The sequence below is a fragment of the Ruegeria sp. SAZD011 genome (assembly GCF_059612545.1).
Window position 1 is genome coordinate 53,722 of record NZ_JBXWQU010000029.1, and the last position, 17,429, is coordinate 71,150.

Here is a 17,429-nt window from a genome sequence, read left to right on the forward strand (position 1 = left end):
GTATCCGTAATTGATTCGTCAAGTGTCGGGCACAAAAAAGACCCGGGCACGATGGCCCGGGCAAGGTCTCACCAATGGTGAGGAAGGAAGGTCAGCTTTTCGAGAATTCGGGATAGGCCTCCATGCCCAGTTCCGCCATGTCGAGACCGTTGATCTCTTCCTCTTCGCTGACACGGATGCCCATGACTGCTTTGAGGATGAACCAGACCACACCCGATACGACAAAGGTGAACACACCGACCACGATGATGGCATAAAGCTGGGTGCCCAGGCTTGCGTCGCCATTGGTCAGGCAGACCGCAAGCGTGCCCCAGATACCGGCCATCAGGTGCACCGGAATGGCGCCGACCACATCGTCGATCTTGAGCCGGTCGAGGAAGGGCACGGCGAACACGACGATCACGCCACCCACTGCACCGATCAGGGTGGCCGAGCCCAGGCCCGGGGTCAGCGGCTCGGCGGTGATCGACACCAGGCCAGCCAGCGCGCCGTTCAGCACCATGGTCAGGTCGACCTTCTTGTAGAGCAGCTGCGTCAGCAGCAGCGCCGCAATGGCCCCACCGGCAGCGGCGGTGTTGGTGTTGGCAAAGATGCGGCTGATATCGGCGACGTTCCCGGCGGTATCCATGTACAGCTGCGAGCCACCGTTGAAGCCGAACCAACCCAGCCACAGGATGAACGTGCCCAGCGTGGCCAGCGGCAGGTTCGAGCCCATGAAGGGGATCACGCGACCGTCCTTGTACTTGCCCAGACGCGGACCCAGGATCAGGGCACCGGCAAGCGCTGCCCAGCCACCGACCGAATGCACCACGGTCGAACCGGCGAAGTCGAGGAAACCCGCACCGTCAAGGAAGCCGCCGCCCCATTTCCACGACGCCTGGATGGGATAGATCAGCCCGGTCAGTACCAGCACGAAGATCAGGAAGGGCCACAACTTGATCCGTTCGGCCAGCGTGCCCGACACGATCGAAGCGGTGGTGGCGCAAAACATCAGCTGAAAGTAGAAATCCGATCCGACCGAGGCATAGGTCAGGTCGGTCTCGGTATCGGCAAGACCAACCGGTTCCATCGCGGCGGGCGAGAAGGCGCCCAGAACACCGTCGATCGACCAGCCATCGCCCGGATACATCAGGTTATAGCCGATCAGGAAATACATCAGCGCCGCCAGCGAAAACAGCGCGATATTCTTGGTCAGCTGCATGGTCACGTTCTTTTGCCGGACCAGCCCGGCCTCGAGCATGGTGAAGCCCGCGGCCATCCACATGACCAGAAAGCCCGAGACCAGGAACATGAAGGTGGTGAAGATATAGCCGATTTCCTCGTTCGGCGGGGTAGTGTCCGCTGCGGCCTCCTGGGTCAGGCCCAGCGTGGGCAGCACGATCAGCGCCGCCGCCGGAAGAAGTGTCTTGATAAGCGTCATGGCTTTGGTTCCCTTGGATGATTCTGACGGTCGGCTTACAGCGCGTCGTCGTCGGTTTCCCCGGTGCGCACGCGCAGGGCCTGCTCGACGTCGAGGACGAAAATCTTGCCATCACCGATCTTTCCGGTGCGGGCGGTGCGGGCGATGGTGTCGGCGATCTGCTCGGCCATCTGGTCGGCGACGACCAGTTCCAGCTTGATCTTGGGCACGAAGTTCACGGTGTATTCCGCGCCGCGATAAATCTCGGTATGGCCCGACTGGGTGCCGAAGCCCTTGATCTCGGTGACCATCATGCCGCGTATGCCGGCCTCGGTCAGCGCTTCGCGCACTTCGTCCAGCTTGAACGGTTTGATCGTTGCAATGATCAGTTTCACGTCTTTCCCCTTCGTTCAGCCGGCGTATCCGGCGTGTTTGCACTTGCAGAAAGACAGCGTCAGAGGCGGTTTCGGAACGAAATCTCGGCAAGATCGGGGTCGGAATCGTGGAATGTTGCACATTTTTTGCACATCTGCGCGCGAATGCACAAAAAATCATCGGCGATTAAAGGGGAAGATCGGGAAAAACACACCTCAACAGCCCTGCCCACCCGCGCTATGGTGCGGCACAGGCAAAGACCGGGCAGAATGGGCATGACGGATTCCAAGCGTCGCAAATCGCAGCTTGTCGCGGACAAGCGATATCAGACCAAGGGCAAACCGGCCGCCAAGACCGGGCCCAAGAGAAAACCCGCGCCCAAGCGCAAGGCGCCACCTCCCAAACGCCCCAGTCGCAGCGGCCCGCTGGGCTGGATCGGGCGGTTCTTTGGCTGGATCTTCGGCCTGATCTGGGGCTTTGCCTGGCGGATCGGGATGATCGTGATGCTGCTGATCGGTCTGGCCGTGGCGCTGGTTTATTCGACCCTGCCTGACGTGACCGCATTGCTGGACGGACGGGCGCGCGGGTCGGTCACACTCCTCGACCGCGAGGGAGATGTTTTTGCCTGGCGCGGCGACCAGTTCGGCGGGGTAATCACCACAGATACCGTCTCGCCACATCTCAAGAACGCGGTCGTCGCGACCGAGGACAAGCGGTTCTACTACCATGTCGGCATCAGCCCCCGCGGGGTGGCCAGCGCCGTTCGCATCAACCTGCGCGAAGGGCGCGGTCCGCTGTCTGGGCATGGCGGATCGACCATCACCCAACAGACCGCGAAACTTCTGTGCCTGGGGGTGCCTTTTGATCCCGACGAATGGAAATCCGAAGCGGAGTACGAATCCGACTGCCGTCGCGGTTCGCTGTGGCGCAAGGTCAAGGAGGCCGTTTATGCCCTCGCGATGGAGGCCAAGTACAGCAAGGACGAGATCCTCAACATCTATCTGAACCGTGCCTTCCTGGGTGCTGGCGCGCGTGGTTTCGAGGCCGCCAGCCAGCGTTACTTCGGTAAATCATCGGCCCAGGTGGACCCGGCGGAGGCGGCTATGCTGGCCGGGCTTCTGGTGGCGCCGACCCGTTATGCGCCCACCAACAGCCTCACGCGCTCGCAGGAGCGGGCACGCGTCGTCGTGGCACTGATGGAAGAGCAGGGATACCTGACCTCGGCTCAGGCCGATGACGCCCGCGCCAATCCGGCCCGCCTGTCCGAGGCCGCCGCCGCCCAGGCGGGGGGCTATTTCGCCGACTGGGTGATGAGCGAGCTGCCCGACTATTTCGGCGGCAACACAACCGAAGACGTGATCATCCGCACCACGCTTGATCAACGTATCCAGACCTCGGCTGAAGAGGCGATGCGTTTCGTGTTCCAGGAAAAGGTGCGCGACGGGTCCAAGGCACAGGCCGCAATCGTGGTGATGTCTGCCGACGGGGCGGTGCGCGCCATGGTCGGTGGGCGCGATACCAGGGTAACGGGCGCGTTCAACCGCGCCACCCAGGCCGCACGGCAGACCGGTTCTTCGTTCAAGCCGTTCGTCTATGCGACGGCGCTGGAACTTGGGCATTCACCGCTCGATACCGTTGTGGACGAACCCTATTGCATCAACATTCCGGGATCGGGGCAATGGTGCCCCAAGAACTATACCAACAAGCATTATGGCCGGGTCACGCTGGCCGATGCGCTCAAGGACTCGCTGAACGTGCCCGCGGTCAAGGTGGCCGAGGCGATGGGGCTGGACAATGTGCGCAAGGTGGCCAGTGATTTCGGTATCGAAAGCGATCTGGCGGCGGGGCCGGCGCTGGCGCTGGGCGCCTCGGAAAGCTCGCTGATCGAGATGACAGGCGCCTATGCCGGCATCCTGAACGGCGGTTCGTCGGTCGAGCCCTATGGCCTGACCGAGTTGCGCCTTCAGGGCGAGAACGAGGTGCTGATGGCGACCGGAACCGGCATCGGTGAACGGGTGATCAACAAGGACGCCGCCGCGCAGCTGATCTGGATGATGGAAAAGGTGATCTCCGAAGGCTCGGGCCGTCGCGCCGCGTTGCCGGGGCGTCCCGCTGCGGGCAAGACCGGCACCACCCAGGCCGCCCGCGATGCCTGGTTCATCGGCTTTACTGCCGACTACGTGGCCGGTGTTTGGATGGGATATGACGACAACACGCCGCTCAAGGGGGTTACCGGCGGCGGATTGCCGGCCGAGATCTGGCACGAGACCATGATCCGTGTACACGAGGGCACCCCTGTGAATCCGCTGCCGATGCAGGCGCCACGCCAGCCCAAGCCGATTGCCCAACCCAAACCGCAAGAGCCCAAGGGTGGGTTTGGTCAGGCGGTGGATCAGCTGTTGCGGGATCTGTTCGGGAACTGACCGGTCCGGGCCGGGCGCGGGGTTACCCCGCGCTGGCCAGATCGCGGATCAGCGCGTTCAGGTCGCCCTTGCGTCGATCCAGCATCGAGCCGATCTCGGTACGCTCGGTCAACAACAGGTTCACCCCTTCGATGAACATGTTGAAGAACTTGTCCTTGCCGGATTTGTCCGAAACCAGAAAGGTCACGTCAAACGGTGCCTGACCTTGCAGCTTGACCGAGGTCTTGACCTCGTAACCTGCCTTGATCTTGCGCGCGGTCTTGACGGTCACCTCACCGCCGATGAACTCGCGGAACCGTTTGCCATATTTGCGCGAGATGTACCCCTGAAACGCCTGGGTAAAGGACCGCAGCTGTGCAGGAGAGGCTGTGCGTGCGTCCGGCCCCAACGCATAGCGCGCCATGATCGGCACATCGCCGTAGCGAACAAACAGTTTCTCGAAATCGCGGATCATCGCACTCTCGGATTTGCCCGACGCGATCACTCGGTTGATTTCTGTCACCACCTCGTTGACCAGCGATGCCGCGCGTGCCTCGGTCAATGCAAAGGCCGGCAAAGGCAGTGCCAGAGAAGTCAGGCCAGCACAGACGGTAGTGACGAAGGAGCGGCGGGAGAAGAGCTTACTCGGCATAAGGGTCCTCGTAGGGGTCGGTCGCAGCGGCAGAGCCGGGATCCGCATAGGGGTCGGTGTAGAGACCCAGATAGGCATCCTCGTCGTCGCCTGCCAGTTCAAATCGGCGGTTTTGCAGATAGATCAGGCGAAGCTGGGCGTAACTGTCAGAGCTGCCATAGAGAATCGAATCGACTGTGTCAGAGTACAGGCCGCGGTCACCCAGGCGCCGGACGATTTCGGCATAAAGACCAAGGTTGTTGATCGGGCGCGTCGGGGCAAAGTCCACGGGATTGGTGAACAGATTGACAAAAACGCCGACTGCATCGCGTGTGGTGGACGGGCCATAGAGCGGCAGTTCCAGATAGGGGCCTTCGGCAAAGCCCCAGGCATGCAGGGTTTCGCCGAAATCGGTATCGGCGCGCGGGATCTCGAAATCGCTGGCCGGATCGGCCAGGCCGGCAAAACCGACGGTCGAATTCACCAGAAAACGGGCCAGGGTCGTGCCCATTTCCTTGGGCTTTCCCTGCAACAGATAGTCCACCGCCTGTCCGGGCAGCGACAGGTTTTCCGCGAACATGTTGAATGAATTCACCATCGGACGGGGCACAACCGTGACATAGCCTTTGGCCGCTGGGCGGAAAAACGCCTTGTCGACCCCCCGGTTGAAGTTGTGTATCGCTCGGTTTGTGTTTTCATAAGGGTCGTGGACCCGCCCGCCGCCGTTCGAATCCGGGGCCGGCCCGGCACAGGCGGTCAGGACCGCAAGCAAAGGGACAAGGCTGAACCGAAAGATGGAGATTGAGAGTTTGGGCATGGCGGTCTCGGTGCGTAACCTGCGAGCTGATATTCGATTCGGGCTTGAAATGAACGTGGCTAGGATGTGTTTCTACGGATGCATTGGAGACACATAGTTTATCTTCCCGGGATTTGAAACAGGGTCGGTTCTATCCCGCCCTGTGGATATCGTAATTGTGTCCCAGTCTAGGATGCGCAAAGTTGGAACCAAGGTGACATGAAACCAAAATCATATCTTCACGGTGCCGAGGAGCTGCGCGCCGCGCGCCGGCAAAGCCGAGGACTCTATTGGTTCGTTGCCTTGTTCAGCTTCTTTGCCAACCTTCTGATGCTGACCGGGCCGCTCTATATGTTGCAGGTCTACGACCGCGTGCTGGGCAGTCGGTCGGAACAGACCTTGGTGGCGCTGTCGCTGCTGGTGGTATTTCTCTATGGCGTCATGGGCATACTGGATTACACGCGGGGCCGGGTGATGTCGCGCGCCGGCGCCCGGTTTCAGGAGGCGCTGGACCAGCGCGTGTTCGACGCCATGGTGCGGCGGTCAGCGGTGGCACAGGATCCGGTGGCGCAAACCGGGCTGGCCGATCTCGAATCGGTGCAGCGGTTCATTGCCTCGCCGGTGGCGATGGCGATATTCGACATGCCATGGACACCGATCTTTTTGTTCGCGATCGCGATTTTTCATCCCTGGCTTGGCCTGTTGGCCGTCGTCGGCGGAGCGTTGCTGATCGCGATTACGGGATTCAATCAGCTGTTCTCGCGCAAGCCCGCCCTGCACGCCGCCATTGCGAACAATCGCGCCAGCAAGATGGGAGACGAGATTCGTACCGAGGCTGAGACGATCCAATCCATGGGCATGCGCGGTGCGGCGTTTGGCAGGTGGCGCAAGGCCCGCTTGGCATCGCTGAACGACGGGCTCACTGCTGGCGATGTCATGGGGCGGTTTTCGACCCTGACCAAGACGCTGCGCCTGTTTCTGCAATCGGCGATGCTGGGGCTTGGGGCCTATCTCGTCTTGCAGGGAGAGGTGACACCGGGGGCGATGATCGCCGCCTCGATTCTGATGGGTCGGGCGTTGGCGCCGGTCGAGATGATGGTGAACCAATGGCAGGTGGTTCAGCGCGCGCTCAAGGGCTGGTCGGGCCTGAGCGAGTTGCTGGAAAAGGTACCGCCAGAGAACAAGCGCATGGACCTGCCGAAGCCCAAGGCGAAACTGGACGTGCAGTCGCTGACCGTGGTGCCGCCGGGGGACACGCGGGCGCAGTTGAAGACGGTCAGTTTCACGGTACAGCCGGGACAGGCGGTCGGGGTGATCGGTCCGTCGGGATCGGGCAAGTCGACGCTCGCCCGTGCGTTGACCGGCGTTTGGCGGCCTGCGGGTGGTACGGTGCGGCTCGATGGTGCCGCGCTCGACCAGTACGACGCCGATGTTCTGGGCCAGCATATCGGATATCTGCCGCAACGGGTGCAGCTGTTCGAAGGAACGATCGCCGAGAACATCGCCCGGCTCAGCGGGACGCCGGACCCCGAAAAGGTGGTCGCTGCCGCGACCAAGGCCGCCGTGCATGAAATGATCCTGCAACTGCCGGATGGCTATGACACGCATATCACCGCCGGGGGCGGGCGTCTGTCGGGCGGCCAGATGCAACGGGTCGGCCTGGCCCGTGCGCTTTATGATGATCCGGTGATCGTCATTCTGGACGAGCCCAATTCGAACCTCGACAACGAAGGTTCGGTCGCCTTGAACAAGGCGATCAGATCCCTCAAAGAGGCCGGAAAATCCGTATTGATCATGGCCCACCGTCCCGCCGCTATTGCGGAATGCGACATGCTTTTGGTTCTCGATCACGGTACGCGCGTGGCCTTTGGTCCCAAGGACAAGGTGCTGCGTGAGATGGTGACCAACCATCAGGTTATTCAGCAGAACAAGACGATGGGGGGCGTCCGATGAGCGCGCAAGACTTCTCGGCCCGTAAACCCATCATTCTGGGCCTGATCGGGCTGCTGGTGCTGGTCGGCGGGTTCGGCACCTGGGCGGTGCTCAGCCAGATCGCAGGTGCCGTGGTTGCCGGTGGTCGCATCGAGGTCGATCGTAACCGGCAGGTGGTGCAGCATCTCGATGGCGGTGTGGTGGCCGAGATTCTTGTGGACGAGGGCGACACCGTCGCCGAGGGGCAAACGCTGATCCGGCTCGACGCCAATCTGCTGACCTCGCAATTGCTGATCACCGAGGGCCAGTTGTTCGAACTGATGGCCCGGCGTGGCCGTCTTGAGGCCGAGCGCGATGGCAACACCGAGATCGTGTTCGACGAGGAACTGCTGGAGGCGGCGCGCGGTCGCGCCGAAGTGGCCGAACTGATCGATGGTCAGGAACGTCTGTTCCGGGCGCGGCAGGAATCGGTCACCAAGGAAACCGAACAGCTTGAAAAGCGGCGCGGCCAGATCGGTAATCAGATCGAGGGGATCGTGGCGCAACAACGCTCGCGCCGGTCGCAGCTGGAACTGATCGAACAGGAACTGATCAGCCAGCAATCGCTGCTGGACAAGGGTTTGGCACAGGCGGGGCGTGTTCTCAGCCTCGAAAGGACCAAGGCCGAGCTTGAAGGGGAGCTGGGCGAGTTGATTGCCTCGCAGGCGCAGCAAGAGGGGCGCATCACCGAGATCGACATCGAGATCCTGAAGCTGGGCACGACCCGGCGCGAGGAGGCGATCACCCAGCTGCGCGATCTGCAATATCGCGAGCTGGAAGTGGCCGAACAGCGCCGCTCGATGCGGGAACAGCTGTCGCGGCTGGATATCAAGGCCCCGGTCTCGGGTATCGTATATGGCTTGCAGGTGCATACGCCGCGCTCGGTCATCCGACCGGCCGATCCGGTGCTGTTTCTGGTGCCGCAGGACCGGCCGCTGGTCATCGCGGCGCGGGTCGAAACCATCCATATCGACCAGATTCACGTGGGCCAGCCGGTGACCTTGCGGTTTTCCGCGCTGGATCAGCGCCTGACGCCCGAGTTGATCGGGACCGTGACGCAGGTTTCGGCCGATGCCTTTGTCGACGAGGCCAGCCAGGCGTCTTACTATCGCACCGAAATCCAGCTGAACGAGGGGGAGGCGGACAAACTGCCCGAGGGGGCCGTGCTGATCCCCGGCATGCCGGTCGAGGCCTTTATTCGCACTGCGGACCAATCGCCGATCTACTATCTGGTCAAGCCGCTGGCGGATTATTTTACCAAGGCGTTCCGGGAAACCTGATCTTTGGCCCTTTTCGTGGCGGACGTTCCCGGCTAGCGTCCGCCCGTCAATGCGAACAGGAGGACGCACGCCATGGGATATGAGGACAAGCTGGCCAGCCTGGGGGTGACCCTGCCCAACGCGCCGGCACCGGCGGCCAACTATGTGCCTTTCGTCAAGGTCGGCAATATCGTCTATGTCTCGGGTCAGATCTCGAATGACGAGAATGGCCTGATCACCGGCAAGCTGGGCGACGACATGGAAGTCGATGCCGGTGCCGCCGCCGCGCGTCGTTGCGCGATCAATCTGCTGGCGCAGGTCAAGGCGGCCTGTGGTGGAGACCTCGACGAACTGGTGCGGGTGATCAAACTGACAGGTTTCGTCAACTCGACCGCCGATTTCACCGCGCAGCCGCAGGTGATCAACGGCGCCTCAGATTTCCTGGTCGAGGCGCTGGGCGAAGCCGGGCGGCATTCACGTTCCGCCGTCAGCGCCGCTGCGCTGCCGCTGGGCGTTGCGGTCGAAATCGAAGGTATCTTCGAGGTCAAATGACGCCAGCACTGCCCGCCGCCCTGCTGGGGCGGCCCATCGCGCATCGCGGATATCACGACATCGCCGCCGGACGGCCCGAGAACAGCCGCGCGGCCATCCGCGCGGCAATCGGGGTTGGCTATGGGATCGAGATCGACCTTCAGTTGACAGGCGACGGGCAGGCGATGGTGTTCCACGATTATGACATGGGTCGGCTGACGGGCCGGCCCGGCCCGATCCGTCAGATCTCCGCTGCCGAGGCCGCTGGAATTGCGCTGTTGCATGGCGATGGCGAGGGCATCCCGACGTTGACCGAAATCCTCGACCTGGTGGCGGGTCGGGTGCCGCTGCTGATCGAACTCAAGGATCAGGATGGCGGCATGGGGCCGGATGTGGGGCCGCTGGAACAAGCCACCGCCGAGGCGTTGAGTGGATATCACGGTCCGGTTGCGGTCATGTCCTTCAACCCGCACAGTATCGCGGCCATGGCGCGGTTCGCCCCCGATCTGCCGCGCGGGTTGGTGACCAGCGCCTACGATCCCGCCGAATGGCCGCTGTCGCTGGCGACCTGCGAGCGGCTGCGCGACATCCCTGATTACGACCGGGTTGGCGCCAGCTTCATCAGCCACGAGGTCGAGGACCTTGCCCGCCCGCGCTTGGCCGAGTTGAAGTCTCGTGGTGTGCCGGTTCTGTGCTGGACGGTACGCTCGGCAGAGCAAGAGGCCGAGGCGCGCCGGGTCGCCGACAATGTCACCTTCGAGGGCTACGCGGCTTGATCCCTTCGCGCGCCAGCACAGATTAACCGGCAAGGAGGCCGGCATGGATCAGGCGCAGATCGAGGTTCAGATAGTGCCGTCGCTGACAGCGATCGCGGCGGCGGACTGGGATGCCTGCGCCTGTCCCGAAAGTGCCGATGGTGGCCCGCCGCATGACCCGTTCACCACCCACCGCTTCCTGAGCGCGCTGGAGGAGAGCGGATCGGTCGGACGCGGCACCGGATGGCAGCCGCAATATCTGACCGCCCATCTGGACGGCATGATGATCGCCGTCGCGCCGATGTATGTGAAATCCCACAGCCAGGGCGAATACATCTTCGACCACAGCTGGGCCCATGCCTATGAACGGGCAGGCGGGCACTATTACCCCAAGCTGCAGATTACGGTTCCGTTCACACCCGCGACCGGCCGGCGCCTGCTGGTGCGTCCGGGATATGAAGGTATCGGCCAATCGGCGCTGGTGCAGGGCGCGGTACAACTGGCGACCAACAACAATGTCTCCAGCCTGCATGTCACTTTTTGCACCGAGGCAGAGGCCGAAGCAGGCGCCGAAATGGGGCTGATGCACCGGGTCTCGCAACAGTTTCACTGGGTCAATGACGGCTATGCCGATTTCGACGGTTTTCTGGCGGCCTTGTCGTCGCGCAAACGCAAGGCAATCCGCAAGGAACGCGCCCAGGCGCAGGGCTTCGGTGGCCAGATCCGTGCGTTGACCGGCAGTGATCTCAGACCTGAACACTGGGATGCGTTCTGGCGCTTTTACCAGGATACCGGCGCGCGCAAATGGGGCTCGCCCTATCTGACGCGGGCGTTTTTCGACATCGCGCATCAGACCATGGCCGATGACATGGTGCTGGTGCTGGCCGAACGCGATGGGGTTCCGGTGGCGGGCGCGCTGAACTTCATCGGGCGCGAGGCGCTTTTCGGCCGTTATTGGGGCTGCGTCGAATATCACCCCTGCCTGCATTTCGAACTGTGCTATTATCGCGCCATCGACTGGGCCATCGCCCATGGTCTGGCCCGGGTCGAGGCCGGGGCGCAGGGCGAGCACAAGCTGGCGCGCGGCTATCTGCCGGCGGTGACGCACAGCCTGCATTGGGTTGGCGACCCGGGCTTTGCCGATGCGGTGGCCCGGTATCTGGAGGCGGAGCGCGCGGCAGTGGATGAAGAGATCGAGATCTTGACCGATTACGGCCCATTCAGACGGGCACAAGTAGAGGAGCGGGAATGACCGAACGTTTGTCCGAAGAAACCCGGGGGCCGCTGTTGGGGCCGCTCTTTGCCAATGGCTGGACCATGGTCGATGGCCGCGATGCGATCACCAAGACCTTTGCCTTTGACAATTTCGTCGAGGCGATGGGCTGGATGATGCGGGTGGCGATCTGGGCCGAGAAATGGAACCACCATCCCGAATGGTCCAATGTCTATGGCCGGGTCGCGGTGGTGCTGACCACCCATGATGTCGACGGGCTGAGCGCGCTGGACGCCAAGCTGGCACGCAAGATGGACAGCCTCTGCTAGCGCGTCGCGTGTTTCCCACCCCGCGCTGCCGTCCGCTCGGCCTGGCGAATCAGCTTCTGAAAACTGCGACAGTCCAGATGTGACGGCGCCGGGCAGTCGGCGACGTGTCTGAGTGTATCCTGTAACAGTTGCAGGCGCCGGATTTGGCGGCCGAGATCGTCGGCGCGCGCGTGCAATTCGTCGCGGGGCAGGTCGGGGCGCCCGTCCGGGCCCAGCATCTGTGCAATCTCGGGCAGGCTGAACCCGGCCGCCTTGCCCATCGAGATCAGGGTCAGCCGCAGCAGGGTCTGTGGTCCGTATTGCCGCCGCAGTCCCTTGCGCCCGATGGGTGCAATCAGCCCCTGTTCCTCGTAATAGCGCAGCGTCGAGGGCGGCACGCCCGATTGCGCGGCAACCTCGCCGATATCCAGGATTTTCACGCTTGACCTCAAGTTGGCTTGAATTCGCAGAGTGCGCGCCTGATGCGAATGGATCAAGAGGTCGATCATGAAATCCCCTATCGAAATCCCCCCTGCCCAAGCGATCTGGCACGACCGGCGCGCGCAGGCGCTGCTGTTGGCGGCGACGCTGACCATCATGGCAAACGCCACCATCAGCCCGGCGCTGCCCGGTCTGGCGCGCGAGTTTGCGGCTCATCCACGAGTCGATTTGTTGACCCGCCTGCTGGTGCCTGCGCCCTCGCTTGCGGTGGTGTTCGTCGCGCCGCTGGTTGGGGTGCTGTCCGACCGCATCGGGCGGCGCGGCTTGCTTGTCTGGGGCATCGCCCTCTTTGTTCTTGCGGGCAGTGCCGGGTTGGTGCTGCCGAGCTTGGAGAGCATGCTGGTAAGCCGCTTGATTCTGGGTATCGCGGTGGCCGCGATCATGACCACCCAGACCGCGCTGATAGGGGACTACTTCAGCGGCCCGGCGCGGGCGGCGCTGACCGGTTTGCAGACCTCGGCGCGCAATTTTGGCGGCTTTGTCTTCATCTCGACTGCCGGGGTGTTGGCGGCGCTGTCGCCGCGGTTGCCCTTTGCCATCTATGCCTTGCCGCTGTTGGTCCTGCCCTTTGTCCTGCAATCCTTGCCGCGTGCGGTCCGCCTGGTCGCCGCGCAGGTCGGTAAGGCCTCGGCGACAGACGGGCACCGAAGCTGGCTGTTGATCCTGACTGGCCTCTTGCTGCTCCAGATGGTCACGAACATGACCTTCTTCATCATGCCGACGCAGATCCCGTTCTATCTGGACGCTATCGGCCATGACAGCGCGGTAATGACCGGCACGGTGCTGGGCCTGCTGACGCTGGCCGGGGGGCTGGCTGCGCTGGTCTATGGCCGACTGGCCGCCCGGGTGGGTGTGAGCGGGAGCTGGGCGCTGGGATATGGTGCCATGGCGACGGGCATGGCCTCCATCGGGGCCCAGGCAGGGCTTCCCGCTATGCTGGCCGGGGCGGTGTGCATCGGGATCGGCTTTGCCTGGGTGCTGCCCGCATTTGTGACTGTGATGCTGGCGATTGCCCCGGCACGGCGTCGGGGGGCCGCCGGTGGTCTGCTGACCACGGCCATCTTCCTGGGCCAGGTCCTGTCACCTTTCCTGAGCCTGCCCATCATCGCCGCCATAGGCTTTGACGGGCTCTACCTGGGGGCCGGAGTGCTGCTGGCAACGATCAGCGCGCTGGCGCTGATCGCGGGTATCTTGCAGCGCAGGCGCATTCGCGGCCACGCGGTCTGAGATGTCAGATCTGCTCCAGCAGTTCTTCGCCCACGGTCAGCTTGCAGGCGCCGGCCTCGGTTTCGAGGTTCAGCACCTTGATCACGCCGTCCTCGGCCATCAGGGCAAAGCGCTGGCAGCGGTCGTAGAGGCCGACCACCGGCGCGCTGAATGCCAGCCCGATGGCCTTGGTGAACTCGGCAGTCGGGTCGGCCAGCATGGTGATACCGGCCTCGGCCGCGCCGCTTTGCTGGCCCCAGGCCGTCATCACGAACGGGTCGTTCACGGAAACGCAGATCACCTCGTCCACGCCCTTGTCGGCCAGGGCCTGACGGGTACGGATGAAGCTGGGCAGATGCGTCATGGAACAGCCACGGGTAAAGGCGCCCGGCAGGCCGAACATCACCACCTTGCGGCCCTTGAGCTTGGCTCCGAGATCGACCGTCTCGGGGCCCTTGTCACTGAAGACCATGAATGTGGCGTCCGGCAGCGTATCTCCGACTGAAATCATCCTCGTGAACCTCTCTGTTGGATTTGCGGAACTCGTCCCTCCGGCATATAGCTGTCAGCTATGACAAGGCCATGGGAAAAAGCGGGGCGGGCAGAGTGATGAGCCATATCGTTGTGATCGGTGCAGGACAGGCGGGGGCGTCTCTGGTCGCGCGGCTGCGCAAGGACGGGTTTGCCGGAGAGATCACCCTGATCGGCGCCGAAGCGGTGCCACCCTATCAGCGCCCGCCGCTTAGCAAGGCCTATCTGCTGGGCGAGATGGAAAAAGAGCGGCTGTTCCTGCGGCCCGAGAGTTTCTATGCCGAGCAGAACATCACACTCCGGTTGGGCACGCGGGTAAGCGCAATTGATCCTGCGGCCAAGACCGTTTCGCTGGGTGACGAGGTCATCTCTTACGACCAGCTGGCGCTGACCACCGGGTCCGAACCGCGGCGCCTGCCCGCCGCCATTGGTGGCGATCTGGCGGGTGTGCATGTGGTGCGCGATCTGGCCGATATCGACGCCATGGCGCCTTCGGTGACCGAAGGCGCCCGCGCCCTGATCGTGGGCGGCGGGTATATCGGGCTTGAGGCCGCTGCTGTCTGCGCCAAGCGCGGCGTGAAGGTGACGCTGGTCGAAATGGCCGACCGCATCCTGCAACGGGTGGCGGCACCCGAAACCAGCGCCTATTTCCGCGCGCTTCATACCGGCCACGGCGTCGATATCCGCGAGGGCGTGGGCCTGACCCGACTGACCGGAGCGCAAGGCAGTGTAACCGGCGCGGTGCTGACCGATGGAAGCGAATTGCCGGTCGATTTTGTGGTGGTTGGCGTCGGTATCGCGCCCGCCACTGCCCTGGCCGAAGCGGCAGGGCTGGAAATCGAAAACGGCATCCGCACCGATGCGCAGGGCCGCACCTCGGACCCGTCGATCTGGGCGGCGGGTGATTGCGCCTCTTTCCCGTACAAGGGCGGGCGCATCCGGCTGGAAAGCGTACCCAACGCCATCGACCAGGCCGAAACCGTGGCACAGAACATGCTGGGCGCGGGCAGGGACTATGTCGCGCAACCGTGGTTCTGGTCCGACCAATATGACGTCAAGTTGCAGATCGCCGGGCTAAACACCGGGTATGACCGGGTGGTAACCCGTCCAGGCGAAGGGCAGACGGTGTCTTTCTGGTATTACACCGGTGACCAGCTGGTGGCGGTCGACGCCATGAACGACCCGCGCGCCTATATGGTGGGCAAGCGGCTGATCGACAGCGGCAAGACCGCCGATCCAGCCGTCGTGGCCGACCCGTCGGCGGACCTGAAGCCGCTGCTCAAGGCGTGAGGATCATCGCAGGCGCATTCCGGGGCCGGGCGCTGGCCTCGGTCGGCAAGGGTGATGCGGGCGCGCATCTGCGCCCCACCACCGACCGCGTCCGCGAAAGCCTGTTCAGCGTGCTCACCCATCTGGATGTTATCGAGGGCGCGCAGGTGCTCGACCTGTTTGCGGGTACCGGCGCGCTGGGGCTCGAGGCGCTGTCGCGCGGGGCCCCGCATGTCACATTCGTCGATGACGGACGGATGGCGCAGGGGCTGATCACCAAGAACATCTCGCTGACCGGCAGCGGTGACAGCACCACGCTGATCCGCCGCGATGCCACCCGCCTTGGCCCCAATCCCGGTGCGCCCTGCGGCCTGATCTTTCTCGACCCGCCCTATGGCAAGGGAATCGGCGCGCGCGCCCTTGCGGCAGCGTTGGCTGGCGGCTGGGTGGCTGATGACGCCCTGATCGTGTGGGAGGAAAGCGCCCCCATGCCCGCGCCCCAAGGGTTCACCCTTCATGATACCCGCAAATATGGCGATACCCACATATCTCTGATGTGGAGGGATGTTTCAGGGTGAAACAGGATCGGCATGCCGTCGCTTGCTGCTGATTTGCCCCTACGCCCTGGCCGCGATAGACCTCGTTTGGATAACTCGGAGCACCTCATGCGACATGAACTGGTGATATTCGATTGTGACGGGGTTCTGGTAGACAGCGAGCCAACGTCCAACCGGATAATGGCGGAAAACCTGACGCGGCATGGGCTGCCGCTGACCGCGGAACAGTCGATGGAACTGTTCGTTGGCTGTTCCATGGCCGGGGTAAAGGAAAGGGCGATCAGCCTGGGTGCAGAACTGCCAGACGATTGGGTGGAGCAGGTCTATTCCGAGGAATACGCCTGTCTTCGAAAGGGCGTGCCGCTGGTGTCCGGTATCCCGGAATTGCTAAAAAGGTTGGATACCGCTGGCATCCGATGTTGCGTGGCCTCCAACGGCAGCGAAGGCAAAATGCGCATCACCCTTGGCCAAAACGGGTTGTGGGAGCGGTTCCATCCCAATGCCATGTTTTCAGCGCATGAACTAGGTGTTTCCAAGCCCGATCCGGGTCTGTTCCAGACCGCTGCCAGACAATTCCAGGTGCAGGCAAGGGATTGCGTGGTGATCGAGGACAGCACCAGCGGTGTGACCGCCGCAATTCGGGCTGGAATGCGCTGCCTTGGCTATGCTGCCCATGACGACGGCGCGCGGCTGCGCGAACTCGGGGCCGAGGTGTTTCACGAAATGGCCGAGGTTCCGGCGTTGCTGGGGCTCTGACAGGTCCGAGCGCGCACCCTTCCAGCGGCTTCGCGCCTTGTTTTTCCTCTTGCCAAAAATATCCCGGGGGTCCGGGGGCTGGCCCCCGGTTCCGCCCTGGTCAGGCATAGGTCGGATGGAATTTGCCGCCCGGCGACAGGGTAAAGATTTCAACCCCGTCTGCCGTCACGCCCACCGAATGCTCGAACTGTGCCGAAAGCGACTTGTCGCGGGTGACCGCGGTCCAGTCATCGGCCAGGGTCTTGGTCTCGGGACGGCCCAGATTCACCATCGGTTCGATGGTAAAGAACATACCCTCTTCCAGCACCGCGCCGGTACCGGGACGGCCGTAATGCAGCACGTTGGGTGGGGCATGGAACACCTGGCCCAGCCCGTGCCCGCAGAAATCGCGGACCACCGACATGCGATGGGCCTCGACATAGGCCTGGATCGCGTGGCCGATGTCGCCGAACGTGTTGCCCGGCTTGACCATCTCGATGCCTTTGAACAGCGCGTCATGGGTGACCTGGATCAGTCGCTCGGCCTTGCGCGGCAATTTGCCCGCCACATACATCCGGCTTGTGTCGCCGAACCAGCCGTCGACGATCACGGTCACGTCGATGTTCAGGATGTCGCCATCGCCCAGACGCTTGTCGCCGGGAATACCGTGGCAGACCACATGGTTGACCGAGATGCAGCTGGCGTGCTGATAGCCCTTGTAGCCGATGGTCGCCGATATCGCACCGGCCGCTTCGACCATCTCGGTGATGATCCGGTCGATCTCGCCGGTGGTCTGTCCCGGAAAGACATGTTCCGCGATATCGTCCAGGATGCGCGCCGCAACCGCTCCTGCGGCATGCATGCCGGCAAAGTCCGCGGGTTCGTAGATGCGGATGCCATCCTTGGTCAGGCGGCCACGATGTTCTTTCATCGGTGCGGGGCTCCATTTGTTGCGCGCGGACCTTTGTTTACGCTGCTTGCGCAGAAAGT

The 17,429-nt window shown here is 63.1% G+C and carries 18 protein-coding genes; 11 read left to right on the forward strand and 7 right to left on the reverse strand.

The features are described 5' to 3' along the window. Window positions 1-91: 91 nt before the first annotated feature. Complete coding sequence (locus AC2FLM_RS15400) at window positions 92-1,420, reverse strand: ammonium transporter (RefSeq protein WP_496859037.1); 1,329 nt, start codon at window positions 1,418-1,420, stop codon at window positions 92-94. A gap of 35 nt (window positions 1,421-1,455) precedes the next feature. Continuing rightward, the gene (locus AC2FLM_RS15405) at window positions 1,456-1,794 is read right to left on the reverse strand and encodes a P-II family nitrogen regulator (protein WP_234137066.1); all 339 of its coding nucleotides are present in this window, start codon (window positions 1,792-1,794) and stop codon (window positions 1,456-1,458) included. 255 nt (window positions 1,795-2,049) lie between these two features. Between AC2FLM_RS15405 and AC2FLM_RS15410 the strand changes: the two genes are divergently transcribed. Continuing rightward, on the forward strand, window positions 2,050-4,197 hold the full coding sequence (locus AC2FLM_RS15410; RefSeq protein ID WP_496859038.1) for a transglycosylase domain-containing protein: 2,148 nt from the start codon (window positions 2,050-2,052) through the stop codon (window positions 4,195-4,197). Between the two features lie 22 nt (window positions 4,198-4,219). Here AC2FLM_RS15410 and AC2FLM_RS15415 read toward each other — a convergent pair whose 3' ends face one another. Together AC2FLM_RS15415 and AC2FLM_RS15420 are read right to left on the reverse strand one after the other, a co-directional pair. Then, entirely contained in the window at window positions 4,220-4,828 is a 609-nt protein-coding gene (locus AC2FLM_RS15415) for an MlaC/ttg2D family ABC transporter substrate-binding protein (RefSeq protein WP_234219861.1), read from the reverse strand. Continuing rightward, the gene (locus AC2FLM_RS15420; protein WP_234219862.1) at window positions 4,818-5,624 is read right to left on the reverse strand and encodes an MlaA family lipoprotein; all 807 of its coding nucleotides are present in this window, start codon (window positions 5,622-5,624) and stop codon (window positions 4,818-4,820) included. Before AC2FLM_RS15420 ends, AC2FLM_RS15415 begins: the two co-directional genes overlap by 11 nt. 198 nt (window positions 5,625-5,822) lie before the next feature. Between AC2FLM_RS15420 and AC2FLM_RS15425 the strand changes: the two genes are divergently transcribed. From AC2FLM_RS15425 to AC2FLM_RS15450, 6 genes are all read left to right on the forward strand, one after another. Then, window positions 5,823-7,556, forward strand: coding sequence for a type I secretion system permease/ATPase (locus AC2FLM_RS15425; protein WP_234142343.1), 1,734 nt, complete (start codon window positions 5,823-5,825; stop codon window positions 7,554-7,556). Next, on the forward strand, window positions 7,553-8,854 hold the full coding sequence (locus AC2FLM_RS15430) for an HlyD family type I secretion periplasmic adaptor subunit (RefSeq protein WP_496859039.1): 1,302 nt from the start codon (window positions 7,553-7,555) through the stop codon (window positions 8,852-8,854). The genes AC2FLM_RS15425 and AC2FLM_RS15430 overlap by 4 nt, the downstream gene beginning before the upstream one ends. Before the next feature lie 72 nt (window positions 8,855-8,926). Continuing rightward, on the forward strand, window positions 8,927-9,385 hold the full coding sequence (locus AC2FLM_RS15435; protein WP_234219865.1) for a RidA family protein: 459 nt from the start codon (window positions 8,927-8,929) through the stop codon (window positions 9,383-9,385). After that, window positions 9,382-10,140 (forward strand): glycerophosphodiester phosphodiesterase family protein, encoded by a 759-nt coding sequence (locus AC2FLM_RS15440; RefSeq protein WP_234219866.1) that lies wholly within the window; start codon window positions 9,382-9,384, stop codon window positions 10,138-10,140. Before AC2FLM_RS15435 ends, AC2FLM_RS15440 begins: the two co-directional genes overlap by 4 nt. 43 nt (window positions 10,141-10,183) lie before the next feature. Continuing rightward, window positions 10,184-11,371 carry a GNAT family N-acetyltransferase gene (locus tag AC2FLM_RS15445; RefSeq protein WP_496859040.1) on the forward strand — a complete coding sequence of 396 codons (1,188 nt, stop codon included), beginning with the start codon at window positions 10,184-10,186 and terminating at the stop codon, window positions 11,369-11,371. Next, complete coding sequence (locus AC2FLM_RS15450) at window positions 11,368-11,661, forward strand: 4a-hydroxytetrahydrobiopterin dehydratase (protein WP_234142348.1); 294 nt, start codon at window positions 11,368-11,370, stop codon at window positions 11,659-11,661. The genes AC2FLM_RS15445 and AC2FLM_RS15450 overlap by 4 nt, the downstream gene beginning before the upstream one ends. On the opposite strand, the gene AC2FLM_RS15455 is transcribed toward AC2FLM_RS15450, so the two are convergent. Continuing rightward, a complete protein-coding gene (locus tag AC2FLM_RS15455) occupies window positions 11,658-12,080 on the reverse strand; it encodes a helix-turn-helix domain-containing protein (protein WP_496859041.1) in 423 nt (140 codons plus the stop codon). The genes AC2FLM_RS15450 and AC2FLM_RS15455 overlap by 4 nt on opposite strands. A gap of 67 nt (window positions 12,081-12,147) precedes the next feature. Here AC2FLM_RS15455 and AC2FLM_RS15460 point away from each other — a divergent pair, with 67 nt between their 5' ends. Continuing rightward, window positions 12,148-13,368, forward strand: a complete 1,221-nt coding sequence (locus tag AC2FLM_RS15460) for an MFS transporter (protein WP_496859042.1) — start codon at window positions 12,148-12,150, stop codon at window positions 13,366-13,368. A gap of 4 nt (window positions 13,369-13,372) precedes the next feature. On the opposite strand, the gene AC2FLM_RS15465 is transcribed toward AC2FLM_RS15460, so the two are convergent. Then, on the reverse strand, window positions 13,373-13,858 hold the full coding sequence (locus tag AC2FLM_RS15465; protein ID WP_496859043.1) for a peroxiredoxin: 486 nt from the start codon (window positions 13,856-13,858) through the stop codon (window positions 13,373-13,375). Window positions 13,859-13,956: 98 nt separating this feature from the next. Here AC2FLM_RS15465 and AC2FLM_RS15470 point away from each other — a divergent pair, with 98 nt between their 5' ends. The 3 genes from AC2FLM_RS15470 to AC2FLM_RS15480 all read left to right on the forward strand — a co-directional run bounded on the left by AC2FLM_RS15470 (window position 13,957) and on the right by AC2FLM_RS15480 (window position 16,460). After that, complete coding sequence (locus tag AC2FLM_RS15470; protein ID WP_496859044.1) at window positions 13,957-15,168, forward strand: NAD(P)/FAD-dependent oxidoreductase; 1,212 nt, start codon at window positions 13,957-13,959, stop codon at window positions 15,166-15,168. Further along, entirely contained in the window at window positions 15,165-15,725 is a 561-nt protein-coding gene (rsmD, locus tag AC2FLM_RS15475) for a 16S rRNA (guanine(966)-N(2))-methyltransferase RsmD (RefSeq protein ID WP_496859045.1), read from the forward strand. The genes AC2FLM_RS15470 and rsmD overlap by 4 nt, the downstream gene beginning before the upstream one ends. Before the next feature lie 87 nt (window positions 15,726-15,812). After that, window positions 15,813-16,460, forward strand: a complete 648-nt coding sequence (locus AC2FLM_RS15480) for an HAD family hydrolase (protein ID WP_496859046.1) — start codon at window positions 15,813-15,815, stop codon at window positions 16,458-16,460. 100 nt (window positions 16,461-16,560) lie between these two features. Here the strand turns inward: AC2FLM_RS15480 and map are convergent, their stop codons facing one another. Further along, on the reverse strand, window positions 16,561-17,370 hold the full coding sequence (map, locus tag AC2FLM_RS15485; protein ID WP_496859047.1) for a type I methionyl aminopeptidase: 810 nt from the start codon (window positions 17,368-17,370) through the stop codon (window positions 16,561-16,563). Window positions 17,371-17,429: the final 59 nt, after the last annotated feature.